Genomic DNA, 18,349 nt, shown 5'->3' with positions numbered 1-18,349 from the left:
GGGTGACTATCATTGGAGCTATTGGTCAATTTAATCATTAATGGCTTGGCCACTGGGATGTTAATTTTTCTGCTAGCAGCTGGTTTGACATTAATTTTCGGTTTAATGGATGTATTGAATTTTGCGCATGGTGGGCTATTTGTTTGGGGGGCCTATGCGGGCATCTTTACCTATATGTTGACAGAAAGTTTTATCGTTGGGATTATAGGCGCGATTGTGACTGGAGCGTTGCTTGGACTGCTGACAGAGAAATTCATTATTACGCCTGTTTACGGCAATCATATTCAGCAAATATTAATTACCTTAGGGCTGATGCTCGTTTTGCAGGAGCTTATTAAGGTGGTCTTTGGACCAAATGGGGTGGCAGTAAAAACACCAAGTTATTTAGCAGGTAGCTGGGAAATTGGTGATGTGATCATCATTAAATATCGTTTATTTATTATTGTCATAGGGTTTGTGATTTTTGGTATTTTCCAATACATGCTGAAGCGCACGAAGATTGGCTTGATCGTTCGGGCTGGGGTGCAGGATAAGGAAATGGCGCAGGCTCTCGGTATTCATATTAAGCGTGTATTTTTATACGTCTTTATGGTGGGCGCTGCTCTGGCGGCACTTAGTGGCATGTTGATGGCTCCCTATTCAGGTGTGATTTATGCGGAAATGGGCATGGAGTATGCCATATTAGGCTTTATTGTTGTGGTAATTGGCGGTATGGGTAGTTTTTCCGGCTCCTTGCTTGCAGCGATTTTAGTAGGGCTAGCAGGTAGCTTTATGGCTTATTATGTCCCTGTGCTGTCACTGGCGGTCAATATGATTTTAATGGCCATCGTTTTAATTTTCCGTCCTCAGGGGCTGTTTGCGATGCGAAAGGAGCGGACATCATGAACAACAAAATATCTTTACGCGCTTTCGCTTTTATCCTGTTACTTGTCATTTTTATTATCCTTCCTTTTGTCAATGATTCAAGGACACTACTTATTTTACTCACACAAATCTTTATTTTTGGGATATTGGCAATGAGCTATGATATTTTACTAGGCTATACAGGCATCGTCTCCTTTGGGCACGCCATGTTCTTCGGCATTGGTGCCTACACAACAGCAGTCATGCTTAAGCAGATGGATCACACACTCTTGATCTTTGTACTGTCCATCGTGATTGGTATGGTACTAGCAGGCTTCATTAGCTTTTTAGTAGGTTTATTAACCTTACGCTTAAAAAGTCATTTTTTTGCGATGCTGACACTAGCCTTTTCGGGGTTATTTTTAGTCTTAGCTGAAAAGTGGCGCTCTGTTACGTATGGCAATGATGGCTTTACATTCAGAGCACCTGATCTATTTAGAGATCGAATGACCTTCTATTTCTTTGTGCTAGCAAGCTTGGTTGTCATCTTTTTGGCGCTCTACCGCTTTGTTAATTCACCAACAGGCCGTATTTTAATTGCCGTTCGTGAAAATGAACAGCGGACGAAATCATTAGGCTTTAATACGTTGCACTATAAAGTCATTGCCTCAGTTGTGGCAGGCATTGTAGCAAGTTTTGCTGGCTCCTTATATGCAGTGTCATTGCGCTTCGTTAACACGAGTGTGATGGCCATGGATATTACGCTGGATGCGTTGTTAATGACGATTATCGGTGGAGTGGGTACTTTAGTGGGGCCGTTATTAGGCTCGGCGGTCATTGAATATGCGCAACATGCACTGTCGGGGCTTGCACGAGATTATCCTATTTTCGAACGTTGGATTATCTTCTTCGGGATTCTCTATATTTTAGCCGTTATCTTCTTCCCAAAAGGTATTATTGGCTCATTAAGATTGCTCTATTGGAAGTGGCGAGGAAGGCTAAAGCAACGAAAAACGACAGGTCCCTTGCCTCATGAAAAGGAGCGATTTGAATGACAGTTGGTATTGTTAGTACAGGTATTTATCTACCTCAACAGAAGATGGCGTCGCAGGAAATTGCGGCTCTTTCCAATATTCCTGAGGCCATTATCCGTCAAAAAATGGGCATTCATGAAAAGCCAATCCCTGATAAGTCTGATCATACCGTGCAAATGGGTATATGGGCAGCACAGGAGGCGATTCAAAAAGCGAATATAGACCCTAAGGATATTGATGTAGTCATCTATATGGGGGAGGAACATAAGGAATATCCACTCTGGACAGCCTCCATTAAAATGCAGGAGGAGCTTGGTGCAGTTAATGCATGGGCATTTGATGTGCAATTACGCTGCGGCACTACAATCATGGCGCTGAAAGTGGCGAAAAGCCTAATGGCCTCAGATGACACGATACGAACCATTCTGTTAGCAGGTGGTTATCGCAATGTTGATTTTATCGATTACAGCAATCCACGAACGCGCTTTATGTACAATTTAGCGGCTGGTGGAGGGGCCATGTTATTACAAAAAAACTATGAAAAAAATTTGCTACTAGAGGCAGATATTATAACGGATGGTTCTTTCTCAGAGGATGTAGTTGTGCCAGTTGGGGGAACGAAAAATCCATTAACCCCAACCCATTTAACCGAAAATTTATATAAGCTTGACGTTTTGGACCCCATTGGGATGAAGGAGCGGCTAGAACAAAAATCTTTAAGCAATTTTTTGAAGGTCATTCGCAGTTCTTTAGCGAAAAGTGGATACAGTGACGATCAGCTAAACTATTTAGCGATGTTGCATATGAAAAGATCTGCACATGATTATATTTTAACGGAGCTTGGCTTACAGCAGGAGCAGTCTATTTATTTGCAAGACTATGGACATATTGGCCAGATTGATCAAATTTTGTCTCTACAGCTAGCGCAGGAGCAAAATCAAATTCAAGCAGGCGATATTGTGACCCTTGTTAGTGCTGGCATTGGCTATGTATGGGGAGCTATCACAATACGTTGGGGATAAGGGGGAAATGGCATGGTAAAAATGATTCAACTAGCAAATGGAGAAACAATGGCCTATCGTAAGCGATCAGGTGGAGATCATCCTTTAGTGTTGGTACATGGCAATATGACATCTTCTAAGCATTGGGATATTCTGATGGATGCATTAGACGAGAAATACACCATTTACGCAATAGATTTACGTGGTTTTGGTGAATCATCCTATCTTAAGCCAATCACTGCTATTAAAGATTTTAGTGATGATCTCAAGCTATTTGTGGATGCACTGCAACTGCAAAGCTTTGATATGATTGGCTGGTCAACAGGTGGAGCTGTCTGTATGCAGTTTGCAACAAATTATCCAGGACACTGTCAACGGCTAATTTTACTTGCGTCTGCTTCTACACGTGGCTATCCATTTTACACGGATTTAGGAACAGGTAATCCAGCCTCCTTTAAACGAGCCTATCATTATGAGGAGGTATTGGTGGATACATCCAAAACAAAGCTTATTCAAGGCTTCTACGATGCAAAAAATGCGGAAGGCTTACAGTCTATATGGAATGCATTAATTTATACGCATCATCGACCAAACGAAGGAAAATATCGAGAATATGTAGAGGATATGCTTACACAGCGCAATTTAGCAGAAGTATATCATGCACTCAATACATTTAATATAAGCGCTGTTGACAATGAGGTGGCAAAAGGCTCTCGGGAGGCCATGTTGCTTCATATCCCAATTCTAGTGCTACGAGGGGATCGTGATTTGGTGATTACAGAGGAAATGAATGCAGAGTTATTACATGATTTAGGCAAAACAGCACAGTTTGTAAGCCTAAAAGATTGTGGGCATTCGCCTTTGATCGATGATTTAGCACAATTGACAGCTGAAATTGAAGCCTTTTTAGAAATTGGAGGAAGACAGTATGCGTTTGAACAATAAAGTAGCTATCATTACAGGCGCTGCAAATGGTATTGGCTATGCGGCTGCTGAGCGTTTTATCGAGGAGGGGGCATGGGTATTTATCGCCGATTATGACGATAAAGCAGGCATTCTAGCAGCACAACAACTAGGCGAAAATGCTGTATTTATACAAGTAGATGTTGCAAGTAGAGAGAGCGTTAATCAGCTGGTGACGGCAGTAATCGAACAGGCAGGACGGATTGATATTTTAGTGAATAATGCGGGGATTACACAAGACGCCATGCTGACAAAAATGACGGAGGAACAATTTCAGCAGGTGCTAGATGTCAATTTGACAGGTGTCTTCCATTGTACACAGGAGGTCATTCCCTATATGGTGGCAGCAGGTGGAGGCAAAATTATAAATACATCCTCAGTTAGTGGAGTATATGGCAATGTTGGTCAAACCAATTATGCAGCGACAAAAGCAGCGATTGTAGGTATGACAAAAACATGGGCGAAGGAATTAGGGCGTAAGGGGATTAATGTTAATGCAGTGGCACCTGGCTTTACAGAAACAGATATGGTCAAAAAAATGCCTGAAAATATTTTGGCTCAAATGCGATCAATCGTCCCCCTACAACGCCTAGGGACACCACGTGATATTGCCAATGCCTATTTATTTTTAGCATCTGATGAGGCCTCCTATGTTCATGGGCATACTCTGCATGTGGATGGCGCAATTATGATGTGATAGGGGGTAGTCAAGATGTTTGTTGAGCAAGAATGGATTTTAAAACGTGCAGCTTTAACTCCTCACCACATCGCCTTGATTAATTTAACTTCAAAGGAACAATGGACCTACCAGCAATTATCTGAGGAAATCGGCAAATGGAGTCAATTTTTCGAACGGCAGCAGCTACAAAAAGGAAGTAGAGTCGCTGTTTTTGCGAAAAATCATATCCAATTGTTTGCTGTTTTATTTGCCTGTGGGCTACGTGGGCTCATTTATGTGCCGTTAAATTGGCGCTTAAGCAAGGAGGAGCTAACACAAATTTTGGAGGATGCGACTCCTGCTATCCTATTATACGAAGAGGATAGTCATTGTCCCTTAGTTTTAGAAAAAATGTTTTCACTTCATGTTAGCCAGCATGAGAAGGAGATACAACCAAGTAGGCAAGACGTGGATGTGAATGATCCATGGTTAATGATTTATACAGGAGGCACGACGGGTCAGCCAAAGGGGGTAGTGTTATCCTTTCAGTCGGTCAATTGGAATGCCATGAATACTATTATTAGCTGGGGTTTACATGCTCAAGATCGGACATTAAATTATATGCCGATGTTTCATACTGGTGGCTTAAATGCTTTATGCATTCCCTTACTGATGGCGGGAGGAACCGTCATTATTGGCGATAAATTTGATGCAGAAGAGGCACTACAAGCAACGAACCAATATCAAACGACAATTTCTCTTTTTGTGCCAACTATGTATCAAGCAATGATTGCTACGAAGTATTTTCAGGAAAATCAATTTCCTTCCATGAAGGTATTTTTATCTGGCGGTGCCCCGTGCCCTCATCCTATTTACGATGCTTTTTATAATAAGGGATTATTTTTTAAAGAGGGATATGGTTTAACAGAAGCAGGACCCAATAATTTTTATATTGACCGAGAGCGTGCCTATGCAAAAAAGGGGGCTGTCGGGAAAAGCATGCAATTCAATGAAGCTAAAATCATCAGTCATACAGGAAAAAGTTGTGCACCTGGAGAAGTAGGAGAGCTATTGGTAAGAGGGAAGCATATGTTTCGCTTTTACTGGAATAACAAGCAAGAAACTGCCAATATCCTGCAAGATGGCTGGTTGAAAACAGGGGATTTAGCGATGATGGATGCGGAAGGCGATTTTTATATTGTTGGGCGTAGAAAAGAAATGATAATTTCAGGTGGTGAAAATATCTATCCTCAGGAAGTAGAACAATGTCTACTACGGCATCCAGATGTGCGGGAGGTGGCCGTGATTGGTGTAGGTGATGACTATTGGGGTGAGATCGTGACAGCTTTTATTGTTTGTCCCCACCAAGTAGCCTCTCTAATAGATGATCTTAATGAGCTATGTCATCAACAATTAGGACGTTATAAGATTCCAAAACAAATGATTTTCTTAGACGAACTACCAAAAACAAGCGTTGGTAAAATCGATAAAAAGGCATTGTATAGGCTTGTCGACTCATCTATCTGTTAAGTATGATGAGAAGGAAGAAACGCTCGTCTTTCTAAATCCGAAATAAGAGAGGGACACATAAATGGCCCACGCATTAGTTATTGGTGGAACAGGGATGTTGGCTGACACATCCCTTTGGTTAGTGAATGATGGCTACCATGTCTCAGTAATTGGACGTAGTGCCCATCGAATGGAAGATTTGCGAAATAGAACAACCAAACCCGCCCTTCTAACCCCGATTTTAGTTGATTATTGTAATATAGCCTTATTAAAAGAGAAGCTAGAAGAAACGCTCGAGCATAACGGGCCCATTGAATTGGTCGTTGCTTGGATTCATTCCTATGCGGACACTACATTAGAGAACATCTCCAATGTAATTTCAATAGAGAATAAGGGGGAATGGAAACTGTTTCATGTGTTGGGGAGTAAGGAGAATTTAAGTGAAGTCCAAGAGAAATTGAAGCTCCCTGCTCGTTCGCAATACAGGCAAATCCAGCTAGGTTTTATGATGGAAGAATTTCATGCGAGATGGCTTACGCATGAGGAAATATCGCAAGGTGTCGTTGCTGCTATTCAACAGGATCAACCTATCCATATCGTCGGGACGCTACAACCTTGGGAAAAGCGACCATTATAAACTAACTAACCTTCGTCTAACTAGATGGACGAAGGTTTTTACTTATCTTCATAATCAGTTTGTTGTAGATGTCTACATAATTGTGAGGGATAGTTAGGTTTGTGTGAAAAACGTCAGGATCAAGCAACTTTCTTCTCCTTACCTTTTACTTAGTATAACAAAATCATTTCCATATAACTTATCCTTATTTACTCACATCTCTTCCCATCAGAGCGACATATCAGTAAAATAGAGTAGGTTAGGGGGATTACATGTGAAAGATCAACGCTTTAAAATAGCGCATCGAGAGGCGCTTATCGGAATTGGACTCGTCCTTGTCAACTTTGCGATTTGGTTTGGCTTTGCCTATGGATTAGGTTCAGGAGATCCAAGAAATTATACGTATGTATTTGGTTTTCCTGCCTGGTTTTTCTATAGCTGTATCGCTGGGACAGGCTTTATGATCCTTCTTATCTGGATTGTGATGAAACTCTTTTTCAAAGAGGTACCATTCGATGATGAGGAGGTGGATCACTAATGCATTGGCAAGTTGTATTTCCATTGCTATTATTTTTAATTATTATTTTTGGAATCGGTATTTGGGCCAATAAGCATGTCCGCTCCTCTAATTCATTCCTGCAGGAGTATTTCCTAGGTGGTCGTGAAATGGGTGGTTTTATCCTTGCAATGACGATGATTGCTACATATGGCAGTGCGAGTAGTTTTATCGGAGGACCGGGTGTAGCCTATACAAAAGGACTTGGGTGGGTATTACTGGCAATGGCTCAGCTACCAGCAGGTTATTTTGTACTCATGATTTTAGGGAAAAAATTCGCCATTATTGCTCGTCGTTACCAGGCCATTACGTTAATCGACTTTTTACGTGAACGCTACAAAAGCCATGTCATTGTTATTTTATCAGCCATTAGCATCATTGTTTTCTTATTTTCGGCTATGATGGCTCAATGGGTTGGGGGTGCACGCTTAATTGAGTCATTAACTGGCTTAAGCTACACAGCTGCACTGTTTATTTTTGCGATTTCCGTGTTAGTATATGTGATTATCGGAGGCTTTCGTGCGGTTGCACTTACAGATACGGTCCAAGGTTCAATTATGGTGATTGGTACAATTATTTTATTAATCGGCACGATTGTGGCAGGTGGAGGCATCGACAATATAATGGCCTCACTGGTCGCTGAAAATCCTGACTTTGTGTCACCATTTGGCGCACAAGGAGATTTAACGCCTCTGTATGTCTCAACATTTTGGATTCTCATTGGTGTAGGGGTTGTAGGACTTCCGCAAATTGCGGTTCGTGCGATGAGCTATAAGGATTCCAAAAGTATGCATCAAGCGATTCTTATTGGCACGATTGCCATAGGGACAATCATGTTTGGCATGCATTTAATTGGGGTGTTAGCCCGACCTGTCTTACCGGGCATTGAGATTGGTGATAAAGTCATGCCGCTCCTGACATTGAAGGTATTACCGCCATTTTTAGCAGGAATCGTTTTAGCTGCACCAATGGCTGCGACAATGTCTACGGTTAATGCTTTACTAATGCTTGTCAGCTCTACAGTTGTCAAAGACATCTATTTAAATTATATGAAGCCGAAAGCTAGTGATGCAGAGATAAAGCGTGCAAGCTTTATTGTAACAACAGTCATTGGCCTAGCCGTTGTCATCTTTGCACTCAATCCACCTGATTTATTAGTGTGGTTGAACTTATTTGCCTTCGGTGGACTAGAGGCTGTCTTTATTTGGACAGTCGTTTTAGGATTGTATTGGAAAAAAGCGAATAAATACGGAGCGATTGCGTCAATGATTTCAGGCATGTTGTTGTATATTATGATTGATCGGTTTTATCCTTCTGTCTTTGGTATGCATACAGTCACGATACCAATTGTCGCATCCTTCTTTATTTTTGTGATTGTCAGTTTGTCCACTAGTCATAAATTTAAAAACGAAAAGCTTATGATTTAACGCCAAAACGCCACAGATTTCAAATTCTGTGGCGTTTATTTTAATGCATCATAAAATCATAGGCATTTTTCGCAAGTAATGTCATTGTAACGACAATAAATAGCGTGCGGACAAAGCCACTTCCTTTCTTGATTGCCATCCGTGAGCCAAGCATAGCCCCACCAATTTGCGCAATGCCCATGACTAGACCATAAACATAATGAATTTGACCTAAGTAAGCAAACATACAAACACCAGCCACATTACTCGCCAAATTTAAAAACTTCGCATTACCAGCCGCCTTTAAAAAATCGAAGCCTACCAATAAGAAGCTAAAGATTAAAAACGACCCTGTCCCAGGACCAAGAAATCCATCATAAAAACCAATAGCAAATAATAGCAGCATAAATAAAAACAAATGTTTTTTAGATAGATTTTTTACGGTAGAGACGGCACCCCAATCCTTTTTAAAGATCGTATATACCCCAACAGCCGCCAGCATAACAAGCATTAATGGCTTTAGTAATGCTGGATTAATCAGATGCACAGTCCAAGCACCACATAATGATCCGATAAATGCTAGTGGAAAATATTTGAGGACAGAGCGAATGTCCAGCTGGCCAGAACGATAGAAAGAAATAGAGGAAGTGAGCGAGCCCATAGCTCCTGCTAGTTTGTTCGTGGCAACCGCAGCAGCTGGATTGAGCCCAACAAATAGTAAGGCTGGTAGTGAAATTAAACCGCCCCCTCCCACTACTGAGTCAACAAAAGCCGCCAGAAATCCAAAAGAAATTAATAGTATGAGAATATGTACATCGATTTCAAACAACATATGACACCTCTTTATAATTAGTTACTACTGAAATAGTAACTAATTTTATTTACGCTGTAAACCCCATTTTTTCATTGGCAAATCTTCACATTGGTAGCCTATAATAAAGATAATGGAGGGATTACATGGAGGAATTAATCACCCAGCTGAAAGAAATGGGTTTTACAGAATATGAAGCGAAGGCCTATACGGCACTTGTTCAGCAAAGTCATGTCAGTGCCTATCAGGTTAGTAAAAATTCTGGCATACCACGTGCAAGAGTGTATGATATTTTAAATATCCTTGTAGAAAAGGGCATCGTGTTAAAAGAAGAGACCGCAGAACAAACGACCTATTCGGCAATGCCTGTGTCTGTGTTCTTACAGCAAATGCAACAGCGCTGGGAGTCGAATTTTACGTCTATAAGCGGGAAATTAGAGAAATTAGAGGAAAAAGTACAGGAAGCTGAGCCTAAAGTGGTTATGCTGAAGGGCAAGGAATCCATTATCAACTATTGTCAGTCACTTCTAAAGAAGGCGAAGAAAAAAGTGATGCTGTCGATGTGGGAAGATATGTATGATGCCTTACGTGAAGATTTGCAAGAGGTGGCGCTGCATGTTCCTGTTCATGGCATTACGTTGTATGTAGGAGAGCATCTCGCCTCAATTGACCAGCATAGAGCCACACATTATACAAAAAAAGCATCTACACCGCATTGGTTTATCTTATCGATAGATGGTCAGGAAATGATTTATGGTCATTCTCCATCTACCCAAGAGACGGCCTTTATCACCAATGATCCGGTTCATATTTATTTGTTAGAGGATTATATATGGCATGATGTGCTCATCAATCGGTTAGTAAAACGTGATGACCAGGAGTTAGAAGACTGGATTGCTAAGGAACGTAAAGCTTTTTTCTTAGAATAGTCGTATAAGGAAGGGGAGTTACTTGAAAAAATTCGTGTTGCTAGGTTTAATAAGCCTACTAATGCTAGGAGCCTGTAATGCTACACCACCTACCGATCCACCAACGATTCATGAGCTAACGGTTGTCCCAGATAATGTCCAAAAAAATATCGTTTCTAATGACAGAATACAACTATTGCATGAAAAGGATGCTCCATATTACCTTGTTTATTATTCAAAAGGGAATGTATTGGCAAGTATTACAGCTGAGGGAAATAGGCTTATTATCCAGTTAGAAGAAGGCAGCGATCAAAGGAAAGAGGCTCAACCCTATGTTTTTAAAGTCACCGTCAAGAATCCTGAGCTGGATACCATTGATTTGCGAATTAACGGTCAGAGTACGCCAATTGATCGTATGACCATTATGTGATAAAAGAAACCGAAATCCCTTTAGAAATGAGATTTCGGTTTCTTTACGTGATGTCTAATAAAAGACTTTGTCTACGTTATATTTAGAGCGGAAAGTATTAATCGCATATGTTTCGTAAATTTCACGTTCCATTGGATCTTCTACTTCATAGACTTCAATTTTGAACACTTCATCACGATGGTTTTTCATCGGAGATACATTATCCTCGAAATGTTTTTTAATACGTTGACGAATTTTACGTGCTTTCCCAACAAACAATAGCTCATTCTTGTCATTATAGAATAAGAAAATGCCGCCTTTATCTCGTGTGATTTTATGGAAGTCAATAAAACCAAAGTAAGGTGTGATCGGCACATCACCTGGTTTTAAATCTTGTTCACGTTGACGGATTACTAGATCTGGTTTTGGAAATTCAATTTTAATCAAACTATTCACGTTCCTCTCTCTTACTAAAAGTATATGGTAACATAATTACGGCATGTTTACCATAAATTTTAAATGTAGAAACCCCACAGATAGCAAGCTTAGTGTACATCAAATGACCGAGAAACATGCGCGTGAATCACAAAATATTCTATGAATTATTGATATTCTAACTAGTTCGTGTTACAATTCAAGATAATTAAATAATCTTATCAAGAGAAGCTGAGGGATTTGGCCCGATGACGCTTCAGCAACCTCTAACAATTGTTAGAAAGGTGCTAATTCCAGCAAAGGATTTTTTCCTTTGAGAGATAAGAGTGGACGTGAAAAAAATCCTTCTCATTCTATCTCGTATGGAATGAGGAGGATTTTTTAATTTCGTTGCATCCTACGCAAGCAAGATTTGCTAAAAGAGAGTGATTATAGAGAGGGGAAAGCAAGATGCCAATTAATATTCCGAAAAATTTACCAGCTGGAGAACATTTACGTGAGGAAAAAATCTTCGTCATGGAAGAAGATCGTGCGAAAACACAGCAAATCCGTCCATTAAATATATTAATATTAAATTTAATGCCTGAAAAAGAAAAAACAGAGCTCCAATTATTACGTTTATTGGGGAATACACCATTACAAGTCAATATTACCTTTTTGAATACAGCCACACACGAGTCTAAAAATGTGAGTAAATCCCATTTGCAGCTTTTCTACACAACGTTCAATCAGATTCGACACCGACGCTATGATGGTATGATTATAACTGGTGCGCCAGTAGAAAAAATGGCTTTTGAAGAGGTCAACTATTGGCAGGAAATTTCAGAAATTATGGATTGGTCTAAAAAGAATGTGACATCCGTGCTACATATATGTTGGGGGGCACAGGCTGCATTGTATCATCATTATGGCATTGGGAAGGTTGAGCTTTCTGCTAAATGCTCAGGCGTCTATTCCCATGTGATTACAGATTTAACTGTAGATTTGGTACGTGGCTTTAGTGATTTATTTACTGCGCCCCATTCACGCTATACATCTGTTTCGATTGACGAGGTTCGCAATCATCCAGATCTACGATTATTATCCTATTCAGAGGATGCTGGGGTATTTATTGTACAATCAAAAGATAATAAAAATATTATGATTACGGGGCATCTAGAGTATGATGCGACAACGCTAGCCGATGAATATAGTCGCGATGTGGCGAAGGGCATAGATATCGCCGTTCCTGTAAACTACTTCCCGAATGACGATCCGACACAAGTGCCGATGAATACATGGCGTGCCCATACGCATCTATTATTCTCTAACTGGTTGAACTACTATGTTTACCAAGAAACACCATATGAATGGGATTTTGTAGATGAAATCGAATATCATATTTAATTAATAAAAAGTCTAATTTCTTTTCTAGCTTAGAAGAAATTAGACTTTTTGATTGTCATTTTCTGTTTCCTGCTGAGGTGTTTCGTTATTTTGAGCCTTGGATTTACGATTGCGAATAACTACTACAATCAGCAAAAGTATGGGTAATAAAATGGTGAAAATAAAGGAAAAAATTGGCCAAATTTCATTATTATAATTAGTAGAATGCACAATATCTGGATGAACAATTTGAGAAAGTCCAATGACAATTATACCCATCGGTATAATAAGCGGACGATGATCCTTAATCTTCAAAATTTGTGCGAGGCCAACAACGGTCGTATAGAAATACATAAATGTACGAATATATATAGACGTAATCCACATAAATGCCATAATGATTTCAATGCGCTGTAAAAAATTCCCTATAGATATTCTTTGCGCTAAGGCATAGCTAGGAAATGTCCTTGATGCAGTGTTTTCAGGACCTAATACAAGAATTGATAGGACAATCAACGTAACTAAGACGATTCCGCCAAGGATTGCCCCAATATATAGCCCTTTCTGTGCAGACGGCTGTACATTGACGCCAGTAGGATAGAGCATCAATAATACAATTAATGGAAAGGAAAAGATACTCATAAAGCGTGCAATACTATAAAACATAGATGCTTTGGTCGCTTCTAGTAGAGGCTGAATATTCTCAAATGTAATTTGAGGGGTAATACTAATGACGAAAAAAATAAAAATAAAGATAAACAATGGGAAGAGGATTTCTGCCGAACGGGCAAAGGTCTCAATCCCTAAATAAGCGGCATACATAATAAGGATACTGAACAGTAGGGCAAATGCTAATGTCGGTGTCTCTGGCATAACTTCCGTTTTCATGAAAATACCGATAAAATAAAGTAATTCTCCAGCCGAAAGAAAGGTCATAATCAGGAAACAAATCGCTGTGATTTTCCCGAAAAAACGCCCAAGAATTTTTTCATTGGCCTCGATAAAGTTTAGGGACGGTGTTTGATTGGCCAGTGTTAAAAATAATTTTAGAACCAGTAAACTGAGCAGAACACCAATGCTTGCCGCTATCCAAGCATCTTGCTTAGCGGCACCAGTAATACTCGAAGGGATAATTAAAATCGCTGTACCGATAGAATAGAGAAAGGTAACGATTGTAAACTGTCTTGAACTAATTATCTCTTTTTCCATCAAGCTACCCTCCGTTTCTCAGTCCATCTTTCTATTTTGTGAATGACACAATGTAATCCCTAATCGGTGTGAAGATAAAGGTAATCAAATCTAATGGGCTAGGAATATGGATTTTAAGGGCAATCCCCATATTTAAAGCCGTTCCAATAAGTAGCAAAAAGGAGAATACAATAATGGCTTTTCTATCCTGTTGCTTTTTTAGCTTTGGAATAAAAACAAGAGCAACAATGATTGCAATAATCAAGATAGCTACTGCTAGTACCATCTCATTACTCCTCCTTTGGCTTGTTTAATAATGAATTTTGCATCGTACCTGAACCTTGGGTTGTTACCTTTACATGAACAGCCACTGCTAAATCTGGAAAAATGGAAGTCCAGTCATCCTTAATTTTTTTCCACTGCTTTGGATCTGCCCGATGTAGGGCATCCCCAAATCCAAAAACATCGACTTCATATTGCTGTTGAATTTTCTCTACTGTTTTTTCAATGCGGTCATCAATACCCTGGGCTGTTTTTTTATTAACGTAATCAATTGATTTATTTTTGGTAAGATCGATATCACATTCGACCTCTCCAACATTCTGCTCTACATTAATATGGACATCGATTTTCGGTTTGCCGTTTTTAAATGACCCTTTCACCTTTGTAGTGGATTGGGTGATTTCAGTAGACAAGGTCCCTTTATTAGGACAGGCGATGATTTCTATCGTACTTTGAATTTTGTCATTAAGAAAACTAATACTTTTGCTTTCGCTTTCAGTCAGTAGCCCTATATATTTATCCCCTTTAAATACTGCTAAACCTGTATAACGTAATAGCACAGGTGTTTTAACACGTTGCACATTTGTTTGATCTACACCTAATTTCTTATCGCCATGAACTTCAATAGCAGAAATTAACGCCCCTTTATGCTTATTGGTTAACGTATTGACTAATTCATCAATATTAACAGCTATTGTGGAGCCCCAAGCCTTTTCAGAGACATCAAGGGAATTCAAGATTTTATTAGCAGGAACTTTTTCGATGGGTGTTAGTACATTTAATACTTCCTTCGCTGTTGCTTCGTGAGACATAATGACGTCGAAATCCTTACGAAATTCATGGTCCCTTACAATTAAATCAAGTGCATCACTAATGCCTTCTTTCGCGAGATCTTCCCCTAATACAACCACTTGAAGGTGGGCAAAATAAGGTTTTCGAGCTGCAATAGTCGTCATTTTCCGAATGGCTTCAAAGATGGTCTCGCCTCTCGAATGATAGCTAACGACAGGAGAGCGTTGAGTGGAAGCTTGGCGCACTGAGACTTCACTAGGATCAACAATTTGAACTGTAATTTCATATTCCTCATCTATTTTGTCAATGCCAAATGCTACGACTATGGCCAATTCATTTAATTCACGCTTACTCCAGCAGCCACTTAACAGTATTGTGAGGATACATAGTAAGCAAATCCAGTTTATTTTTGCCATATTCCATTCCTCATTTATCCAGTTGTTATTTCCTGCTTTTTACATTGATATATTTATGTCCTCTAACAATATTTTTTTGATTGACCAAACGAGGTCGTGTAAGTAACTTTCTACGCGGGAACAGCAGAAACGCATCCTTCTGATCCTGTAATACCAACGGTGCGAATGGGCTTAAATAAGGTACACCAAATGAACGAATGCTACATAGATGAAGAATAATTAGCATAATGCCAAACATTACACCGAATAAACCAAACATAGCAGCTAAAATCATTAATGGGAAACGTAGTACACGAATCGTATTCGATAAGCCATAGGCAGGGAATAGAAAGCTACAAATCGCTGTTAAGGCTACAATAATTACCATTACAGCGGAAACGACGCCTGCATCAACTGCTGCCTGACCAATAACTAAAGTACCTACGATGGATACCGCAGGACCGATTGTTCGAGGCATACGAAGTCCAGCTTCCCTTAAGACCTCAAAGGCAACCTCCATAATAAGCGCTTCTACTACTGCAGGAAAGGGTACGCCTTCCCTTTGTGAAGCAATGCTAATTAACATGGGGGTCGGTAGCATTTCCTGATGAAAGGTAGTAATCGCCACATACAAGGATGGTGCTACTAATGCTAGACTGATACCAAAGAAACGCAAGATACGTACAAGTGAGCTAATCATCCAATGCTGATAATAATCTTCTGCTGATTGTAAAAAGGATGTAAATAGCGCTGGAACGACTAAGACAAAAGGTGTGCCATCAACTAGAATCGCCACTTTGCCATCTAATAATTCACCTGCGATGACATCAGGTCGTTCAGAGTTGTAGACGGTTGGAAACATAGAGTTTTTTGAGTCTTGAATAAAATCCTCAATATAGCCACTTTCCAGAATGCCATCAATATTAATACGATCTAATCGAGCCAATACCTCTGCGACGATTTTGTCACTGGCGATGCCATTTATATACATCACTACTACATCTGTTTGTGTCACATCTCCGATAACGCGTGATTTTATCCAGAGATTCGGACTTTTTATTTTGCGACGAATGAGCGCTGTATTCGTTCGCAAGGTTTCCGTAAAGGATTCCCTCGGTCCGCGAATTACGGATTCCGTCGATGGCTCTGTGACAGCTCGATCCTTGGCACTTCTAGTACTTGTCACAATCCCTTCGGCAAAGCCATCTAATAAAATAACCGTTTCACCATTGAGAATGGCATTGTAGAGTGTTGTGAAATGCTCAATATTCGTCACATCGCCTACCGTTAAATAGGAATTCCGAACATATTGATTAATGGTTGTTATTTCAATATCTTGTTCTTCTTCAATATTTGCCATCAGTTTATCGATAACAGAATCAGAAATAGTCGTTTTATCCGATAAGCCATCAATGGAAATAATGGCGAGGCTATGGGGATCAGTTTCTCCAATCGCAATTTCACGTATGATAATATCATTACTATGCCCTAGTGATTGTTGAATGATTTTTATATTTTTAGATAGGGAAGTATACAATAAATCGTTCGTTGTATGGGATGGGGAGGTCTCGTTATTGTTAGACATGGACATGTGTTTTCCTCCTCAAATGGTCGTTCATTACCTTTAGAATGGACAATTTTTTTGAGAGATAAACGAAAGAGATATGAAAAATCTAGCTATTTGTGGCAATATCACATTCCTTGCAACTTTCGTGTGTCTTGTTTTGTAATAAATAAAAAAACAGTCTGTCCTTTCATGTATGGAAAGGACAGACTGCTTTATGTACGATAGTCGTATTGTAATTCATCATTACTTGTATCAACATCAACATGTAAATTGTGATCGTTAAAGAACCAAAGATCTTTCTCATCAATGTAATAGATAACACCATCAATTTCTGTTTGCACACCTATGGCAATAGGTTCCTCACGTGTCATGCCTAGTGAAAAGCCTTCGTGAAACGGACTTGAGCCACCATAACGTGCATAAAAACGAATTGTATCACCAGGTTCAACTTCCATTTCATGTTTGAACCATTGTAGGGCTTCATCTGTCAATGCAATATTCATTTCAAATGCTCCTCTCTTCCTACAGCCATTTTACCTTTGGTTCGGTGCCGTTTTTAATACGAGCAATATTGGCACGGTGACGATAAATAATAAAGGTAAATAAAAAGGCTACCAAGATGCCTAATGCAAAGTCACCTGTAATAAAATAATAAACGATTGCATAGATAAGCGCTACTAAAGCGGCTATCATTGATGTTAAGCTGACGATTTTTGTGATTTTTAATGTCACAATAAAGGTAATAAATAGTAGGACAAAGAGTGGCCAAGAATAGCCTAATAATACACCAGCTGACGTTGCCACAGCTTTCCCACCACGGAAGTTGGCAAAGATCGGGAACATATGACCGATAACAGCGACAAGACCCAGTAATAAAGAGTGGAGTGTAGTATCAGAGAAAACAGGAAGTGTCACGAGTAAGACAGCGGCAGTTCCTTTTAAGACATCCATCACCGTAACAATAATACCAGCCTTTTTCCCTAATGTTCTAAAAGTATTGGTCGCACCAAGATTACCGCTCCCGTGTTCACGAATATCGGTATTATAAAAAATTTTGCCTATCCATAATCCAGAAGGTATAGAGCCGATTAGATAAGCACATAAAATAATAAGTCCATTGATCATAGTTGGACTCCTTTCATTCATAGTCCATCACTTGGTACTAATAGTTTGTAACAAGTATTTTACACTTTTTCTTGCTAATCTACAATGTTATGAAGGAGATTTCATCCGAAGTCTTGAATCAATACAAAAGAGAATCTATTAGCGAGGACTAGGCTTTTAGACATAAATTTGTAGGAAGCACTAAAACCTTTATAAAAATATAGGCAAAATGGCAATTTTGTCAATCGCTCATTCCTTTGGTAGAATAGAAGTCTAACTTTATCCTGTTTAATCGCAAGGCACGAGTTAGTGTGCTTTTATTTGCAAGCATCACAACTTTATTTTGCAACTAAGTAGGCTTCAATGCGTCAAATGATGATGGAAGCTAGAAGCAGTCTGTCTTGCTCAAATACCAATTTTAAGCAACTGTTGAAGATGTTTACTATTAATAAAAAAGATCAAAACTGTGAGCAAATTTTAAAATTTTATTGGACCTGTCGCTAGCTA

General features: G+C 39.5%; 20 protein-coding genes and 1 riboswitch. Of the genes, 12 read left to right on the top strand and 8 right to left on the bottom strand.

The features are described 5' to 3' along the window. Positions 1 to 12: 12 nt before the first annotated feature. The 9 genes from NY607_RS08895 to panF all read left to right on the top strand — a co-directional run bounded on the left by NY607_RS08895 (position 13) and on the right by panF (position 8,607). The gene (locus tag NY607_RS08895) at positions 13 to 885 is read left to right on the top strand and encodes a branched-chain amino acid ABC transporter permease (protein WP_004227888.1); all 873 of its coding nucleotides are present in this window, start codon (positions 13 to 15) and stop codon (positions 883 to 885) included. After that, complete coding sequence (locus NY607_RS08890; protein ID WP_237898016.1) at positions 882 to 1,898, top strand: branched-chain amino acid ABC transporter permease; 1,017 nt, start codon at positions 882 to 884, stop codon at positions 1,896 to 1,898. Before NY607_RS08895 ends, NY607_RS08890 begins: the two co-directional genes overlap by 4 nt. After that, positions 1,895 to 2,899, top strand: coding sequence for a 3-oxoacyl-ACP synthase (locus NY607_RS08885; protein ID WP_131520139.1), 1,005 nt, complete (start codon positions 1,895 to 1,897; stop codon positions 2,897 to 2,899). Before NY607_RS08890 ends, NY607_RS08885 begins: the two co-directional genes overlap by 4 nt. A 12-nt stretch (positions 2,900 to 2,911) precedes the next feature. Continuing rightward, positions 2,912 to 3,823 carry an intracellular short-chain-length polyhydroxyalkanoate depolymerase gene (phaZ, locus tag NY607_RS08880; RefSeq protein WP_259419486.1) on the top strand — a complete coding sequence of 304 codons (912 nt, stop codon included), beginning with the start codon at positions 2,912 to 2,914 and terminating at the stop codon, positions 3,821 to 3,823. Then, positions 3,807 to 4,538 (top strand): 3-oxoacyl-ACP reductase FabG, encoded by a 732-nt coding sequence (gene fabG, locus NY607_RS08875; RefSeq protein WP_131520141.1) that lies wholly within the window; start codon positions 3,807 to 3,809, stop codon positions 4,536 to 4,538. Before phaZ ends, fabG begins: the two co-directional genes overlap by 17 nt. Positions 4,539 to 4,553: 15 nt before the next feature. Next, entirely contained in the window at positions 4,554 to 6,029 is a 1,476-nt protein-coding gene (locus NY607_RS08870) for a class I adenylate-forming enzyme family protein (RefSeq protein WP_259419485.1), read from the top strand. Between the two features lie 61 nt (positions 6,030 to 6,090). Beyond that, complete coding sequence (locus NY607_RS08865) at positions 6,091 to 6,645, top strand: short-chain dehydrogenase (RefSeq protein WP_259419483.1); 555 nt, start codon at positions 6,091 to 6,093, stop codon at positions 6,643 to 6,645. A gap of 253 nt (positions 6,646 to 6,898) precedes the next feature. Then, positions 6,899 to 7,162 (top strand): YhdT family protein, encoded by a 264-nt coding sequence (locus NY607_RS08860; protein ID WP_259419482.1) that lies wholly within the window; start codon positions 6,899 to 6,901, stop codon positions 7,160 to 7,162. Further along, positions 7,162 to 8,607, top strand: a complete 1,446-nt coding sequence (panF, locus tag NY607_RS08855; protein WP_048393080.1) for a sodium/pantothenate symporter — start codon at positions 7,162 to 7,164, stop codon at positions 8,605 to 8,607. The genes NY607_RS08860 and panF overlap by 1 nt, the downstream gene beginning before the upstream one ends. 40 nt (positions 8,608 to 8,647) lie before the next feature. Here the strand turns inward: panF and NY607_RS08850 are convergent, their stop codons facing one another. Beyond that, a complete protein-coding gene (locus NY607_RS08850; protein ID WP_048393079.1) occupies positions 8,648 to 9,418 on the bottom strand; it encodes a TSUP family transporter in 771 nt (256 codons plus the stop codon). A gap of 125 nt (positions 9,419 to 9,543) precedes the next feature. On the opposite strand from NY607_RS08850, the gene NY607_RS08845 reads away from it, so the two are divergent. Beyond that, a complete protein-coding gene (locus tag NY607_RS08845) occupies positions 9,544 to 10,326 on the top strand; it encodes a TrmB family transcriptional regulator (RefSeq protein WP_054550238.1) in 783 nt (260 codons plus the stop codon). Between the two features lie 22 nt (positions 10,327 to 10,348). Continuing rightward, positions 10,349 to 10,735, top strand: a complete 387-nt coding sequence (locus NY607_RS08840) for a hypothetical protein (RefSeq protein WP_259419481.1) — start codon at positions 10,349 to 10,351, stop codon at positions 10,733 to 10,735. Positions 10,736 to 10,789: 54 nt separating this feature from the next. Here NY607_RS08840 and NY607_RS08835 read toward each other — a convergent pair whose 3' ends face one another. Continuing rightward, positions 10,790 to 11,161: a nucleotide excision repair endonuclease gene (locus NY607_RS08835; protein ID WP_004227912.1), complete on the bottom strand. Its 372-nt coding sequence runs from the start codon at positions 11,159 to 11,161 to the stop codon at positions 10,790 to 10,792. 203 nt (positions 11,162 to 11,364) lie between these two features. After that, positions 11,365 to 11,476: riboswitch (SAM riboswitch) on the top strand. Positions 11,477 to 11,599: 123 nt separating this feature from the next. Between NY607_RS08835 and metA the strand changes: the two genes are divergently transcribed. Further along, a complete protein-coding gene (gene metA, locus NY607_RS08830) occupies positions 11,600 to 12,535 on the top strand; it encodes a homoserine O-acetyltransferase MetA (RefSeq protein WP_004227915.1) in 936 nt (311 codons plus the stop codon). Positions 12,536 to 12,574: 39 nt separating this feature from the next. On the opposite strand, the gene NY607_RS08825 is transcribed toward metA, so the two are convergent. The 6 genes from NY607_RS08825 to plsY form a co-directional block, all read right to left on the bottom strand. Further along, entirely contained in the window at positions 12,575 to 13,723 is a 1,149-nt protein-coding gene (locus NY607_RS08825; RefSeq protein ID WP_066036678.1) for a GerAB/ArcD/ProY family transporter, read from the bottom strand. 31 nt (positions 13,724 to 13,754) lie between these two features. Then, a complete protein-coding gene (locus NY607_RS08820; RefSeq protein WP_259419480.1) occupies positions 13,755 to 13,988 on the bottom strand; it encodes a hypothetical protein in 234 nt (77 codons plus the stop codon). A 4-nt stretch (positions 13,989 to 13,992) separates the two neighbouring features. Then, positions 13,993 to 15,192: a Ger(x)C family spore germination protein gene (locus NY607_RS08815; RefSeq protein WP_054550234.1), complete on the bottom strand. Its 1,200-nt coding sequence runs from the start codon at positions 15,190 to 15,192 to the stop codon at positions 13,993 to 13,995. Between the two features lie 25 nt (positions 15,193 to 15,217). After that, entirely contained in the window at positions 15,218 to 16,762 is a 1,545-nt protein-coding gene (locus NY607_RS08810; protein ID WP_259419479.1) for a spore germination protein, read from the bottom strand. A gap of 188 nt (positions 16,763 to 16,950) precedes the next feature. Beyond that, the gene (locus NY607_RS08805) at positions 16,951 to 17,241 is read right to left on the bottom strand and encodes a HesB/YadR/YfhF family protein (protein ID WP_048393071.1); all 291 of its coding nucleotides are present in this window, start codon (positions 17,239 to 17,241) and stop codon (positions 16,951 to 16,953) included. A gap of 19 nt (positions 17,242 to 17,260) precedes the next feature. Further along, positions 17,261 to 17,863: a glycerol-3-phosphate 1-O-acyltransferase PlsY gene (plsY, locus tag NY607_RS08800; RefSeq protein ID WP_048393068.1), complete on the bottom strand. Its 603-nt coding sequence runs from the start codon at positions 17,861 to 17,863 to the stop codon at positions 17,261 to 17,263. Positions 17,864 to 18,349 lie beyond the last annotated feature (486 nt).

It is taken from the genome of Lysinibacillus sp. A4 (assembly GCF_024919535.1).
Lineage (GTDB): Bacteria > Bacillota > Bacilli > Bacillales_A > Planococcaceae > Lysinibacillus > Lysinibacillus capsici.
Note: the sequence above shows the minus strand (reverse complement) of the source record. Positions and strands in the feature narration are given on the sequence as shown.

What these genes read in the sequence shown, in the direction of transcription:
- NY607_RS08890 (WP_237898016.1), top strand. Translation starts at nt 882, where the DNA reads ATGAACAACAAAATATCTTTACGCGCTTTCGCTTTTATCCTGTTACTT.
- NY607_RS08815 (WP_054550234.1), bottom strand. Translation starts at nt 15,192, where the DNA reads ATGGCAAAAATAAACTGGATTTGCTTACTATGTATCCTCACAATACTG.
- NY607_RS08825 (WP_066036678.1), bottom strand. Translation starts at nt 13,723, where the DNA reads ATGGAAAAAGAGATAATTAGTTCAAGACAGTTTACAATCGTTACCTTT.
- fabG (WP_131520141.1), top strand. Translation starts at nt 3,807, where the DNA reads ATGCGTTTGAACAATAAAGTAGCTATCATTACAGGCGCTGCAAATGGT.
- metA (WP_004227915.1), top strand. Translation starts at nt 11,600, where the DNA reads ATGCCAATTAATATTCCGAAAAATTTACCAGCTGGAGAACATTTACGT.
- NY607_RS08845 (WP_054550238.1), top strand. Translation starts at nt 9,544, where the DNA reads ATGGAGGAATTAATCACCCAGCTGAAAGAAATGGGTTTTACAGAATAT.
- NY607_RS08865 (WP_259419483.1), top strand. Translation starts at nt 6,091, where the DNA reads ATGGCCCACGCATTAGTTATTGGTGGAACAGGGATGTTGGCTGACACA.
- NY607_RS08805 (WP_048393071.1), bottom strand. Translation starts at nt 17,241, where the DNA reads ATGAATATTGCATTGACAGATGAAGCCCTACAATGGTTCAAACATGAA.
- panF (WP_048393080.1), top strand. Translation starts at nt 7,162, where the DNA reads ATGCATTGGCAAGTTGTATTTCCATTGCTATTATTTTTAATTATTATT.
- NY607_RS08810 (WP_259419479.1), bottom strand. Translation starts at nt 16,762, where the DNA reads ATGTCCATGTCTAACAATAACGAGACCTCCCCATCCCATACAACGAAC.
- NY607_RS08850 (WP_048393079.1), bottom strand. Translation starts at nt 9,418, where the DNA reads ATGTTGTTTGAAATCGATGTACATATTCTCATACTATTAATTTCTTTT.
- plsY (WP_048393068.1), bottom strand. Translation starts at nt 17,863, where the DNA reads ATGATCAATGGACTTATTATTTTATGTGCTTATCTAATCGGCTCTATA.
- phaZ (WP_259419486.1), top strand. Translation starts at nt 2,912, where the DNA reads ATGGTAAAAATGATTCAACTAGCAAATGGAGAAACAATGGCCTATCGT.
- NY607_RS08885 (WP_131520139.1), top strand. Translation starts at nt 1,895, where the DNA reads ATGACAGTTGGTATTGTTAGTACAGGTATTTATCTACCTCAACAGAAG.
- NY607_RS08820 (WP_259419480.1), bottom strand. Translation starts at nt 13,988, where the DNA reads ATGGTACTAGCAGTAGCTATCTTGATTATTGCAATCATTGTTGCTCTT.
- NY607_RS08870 (WP_259419485.1), top strand. Translation starts at nt 4,554, where the DNA reads ATGTTTGTTGAGCAAGAATGGATTTTAAAACGTGCAGCTTTAACTCCT.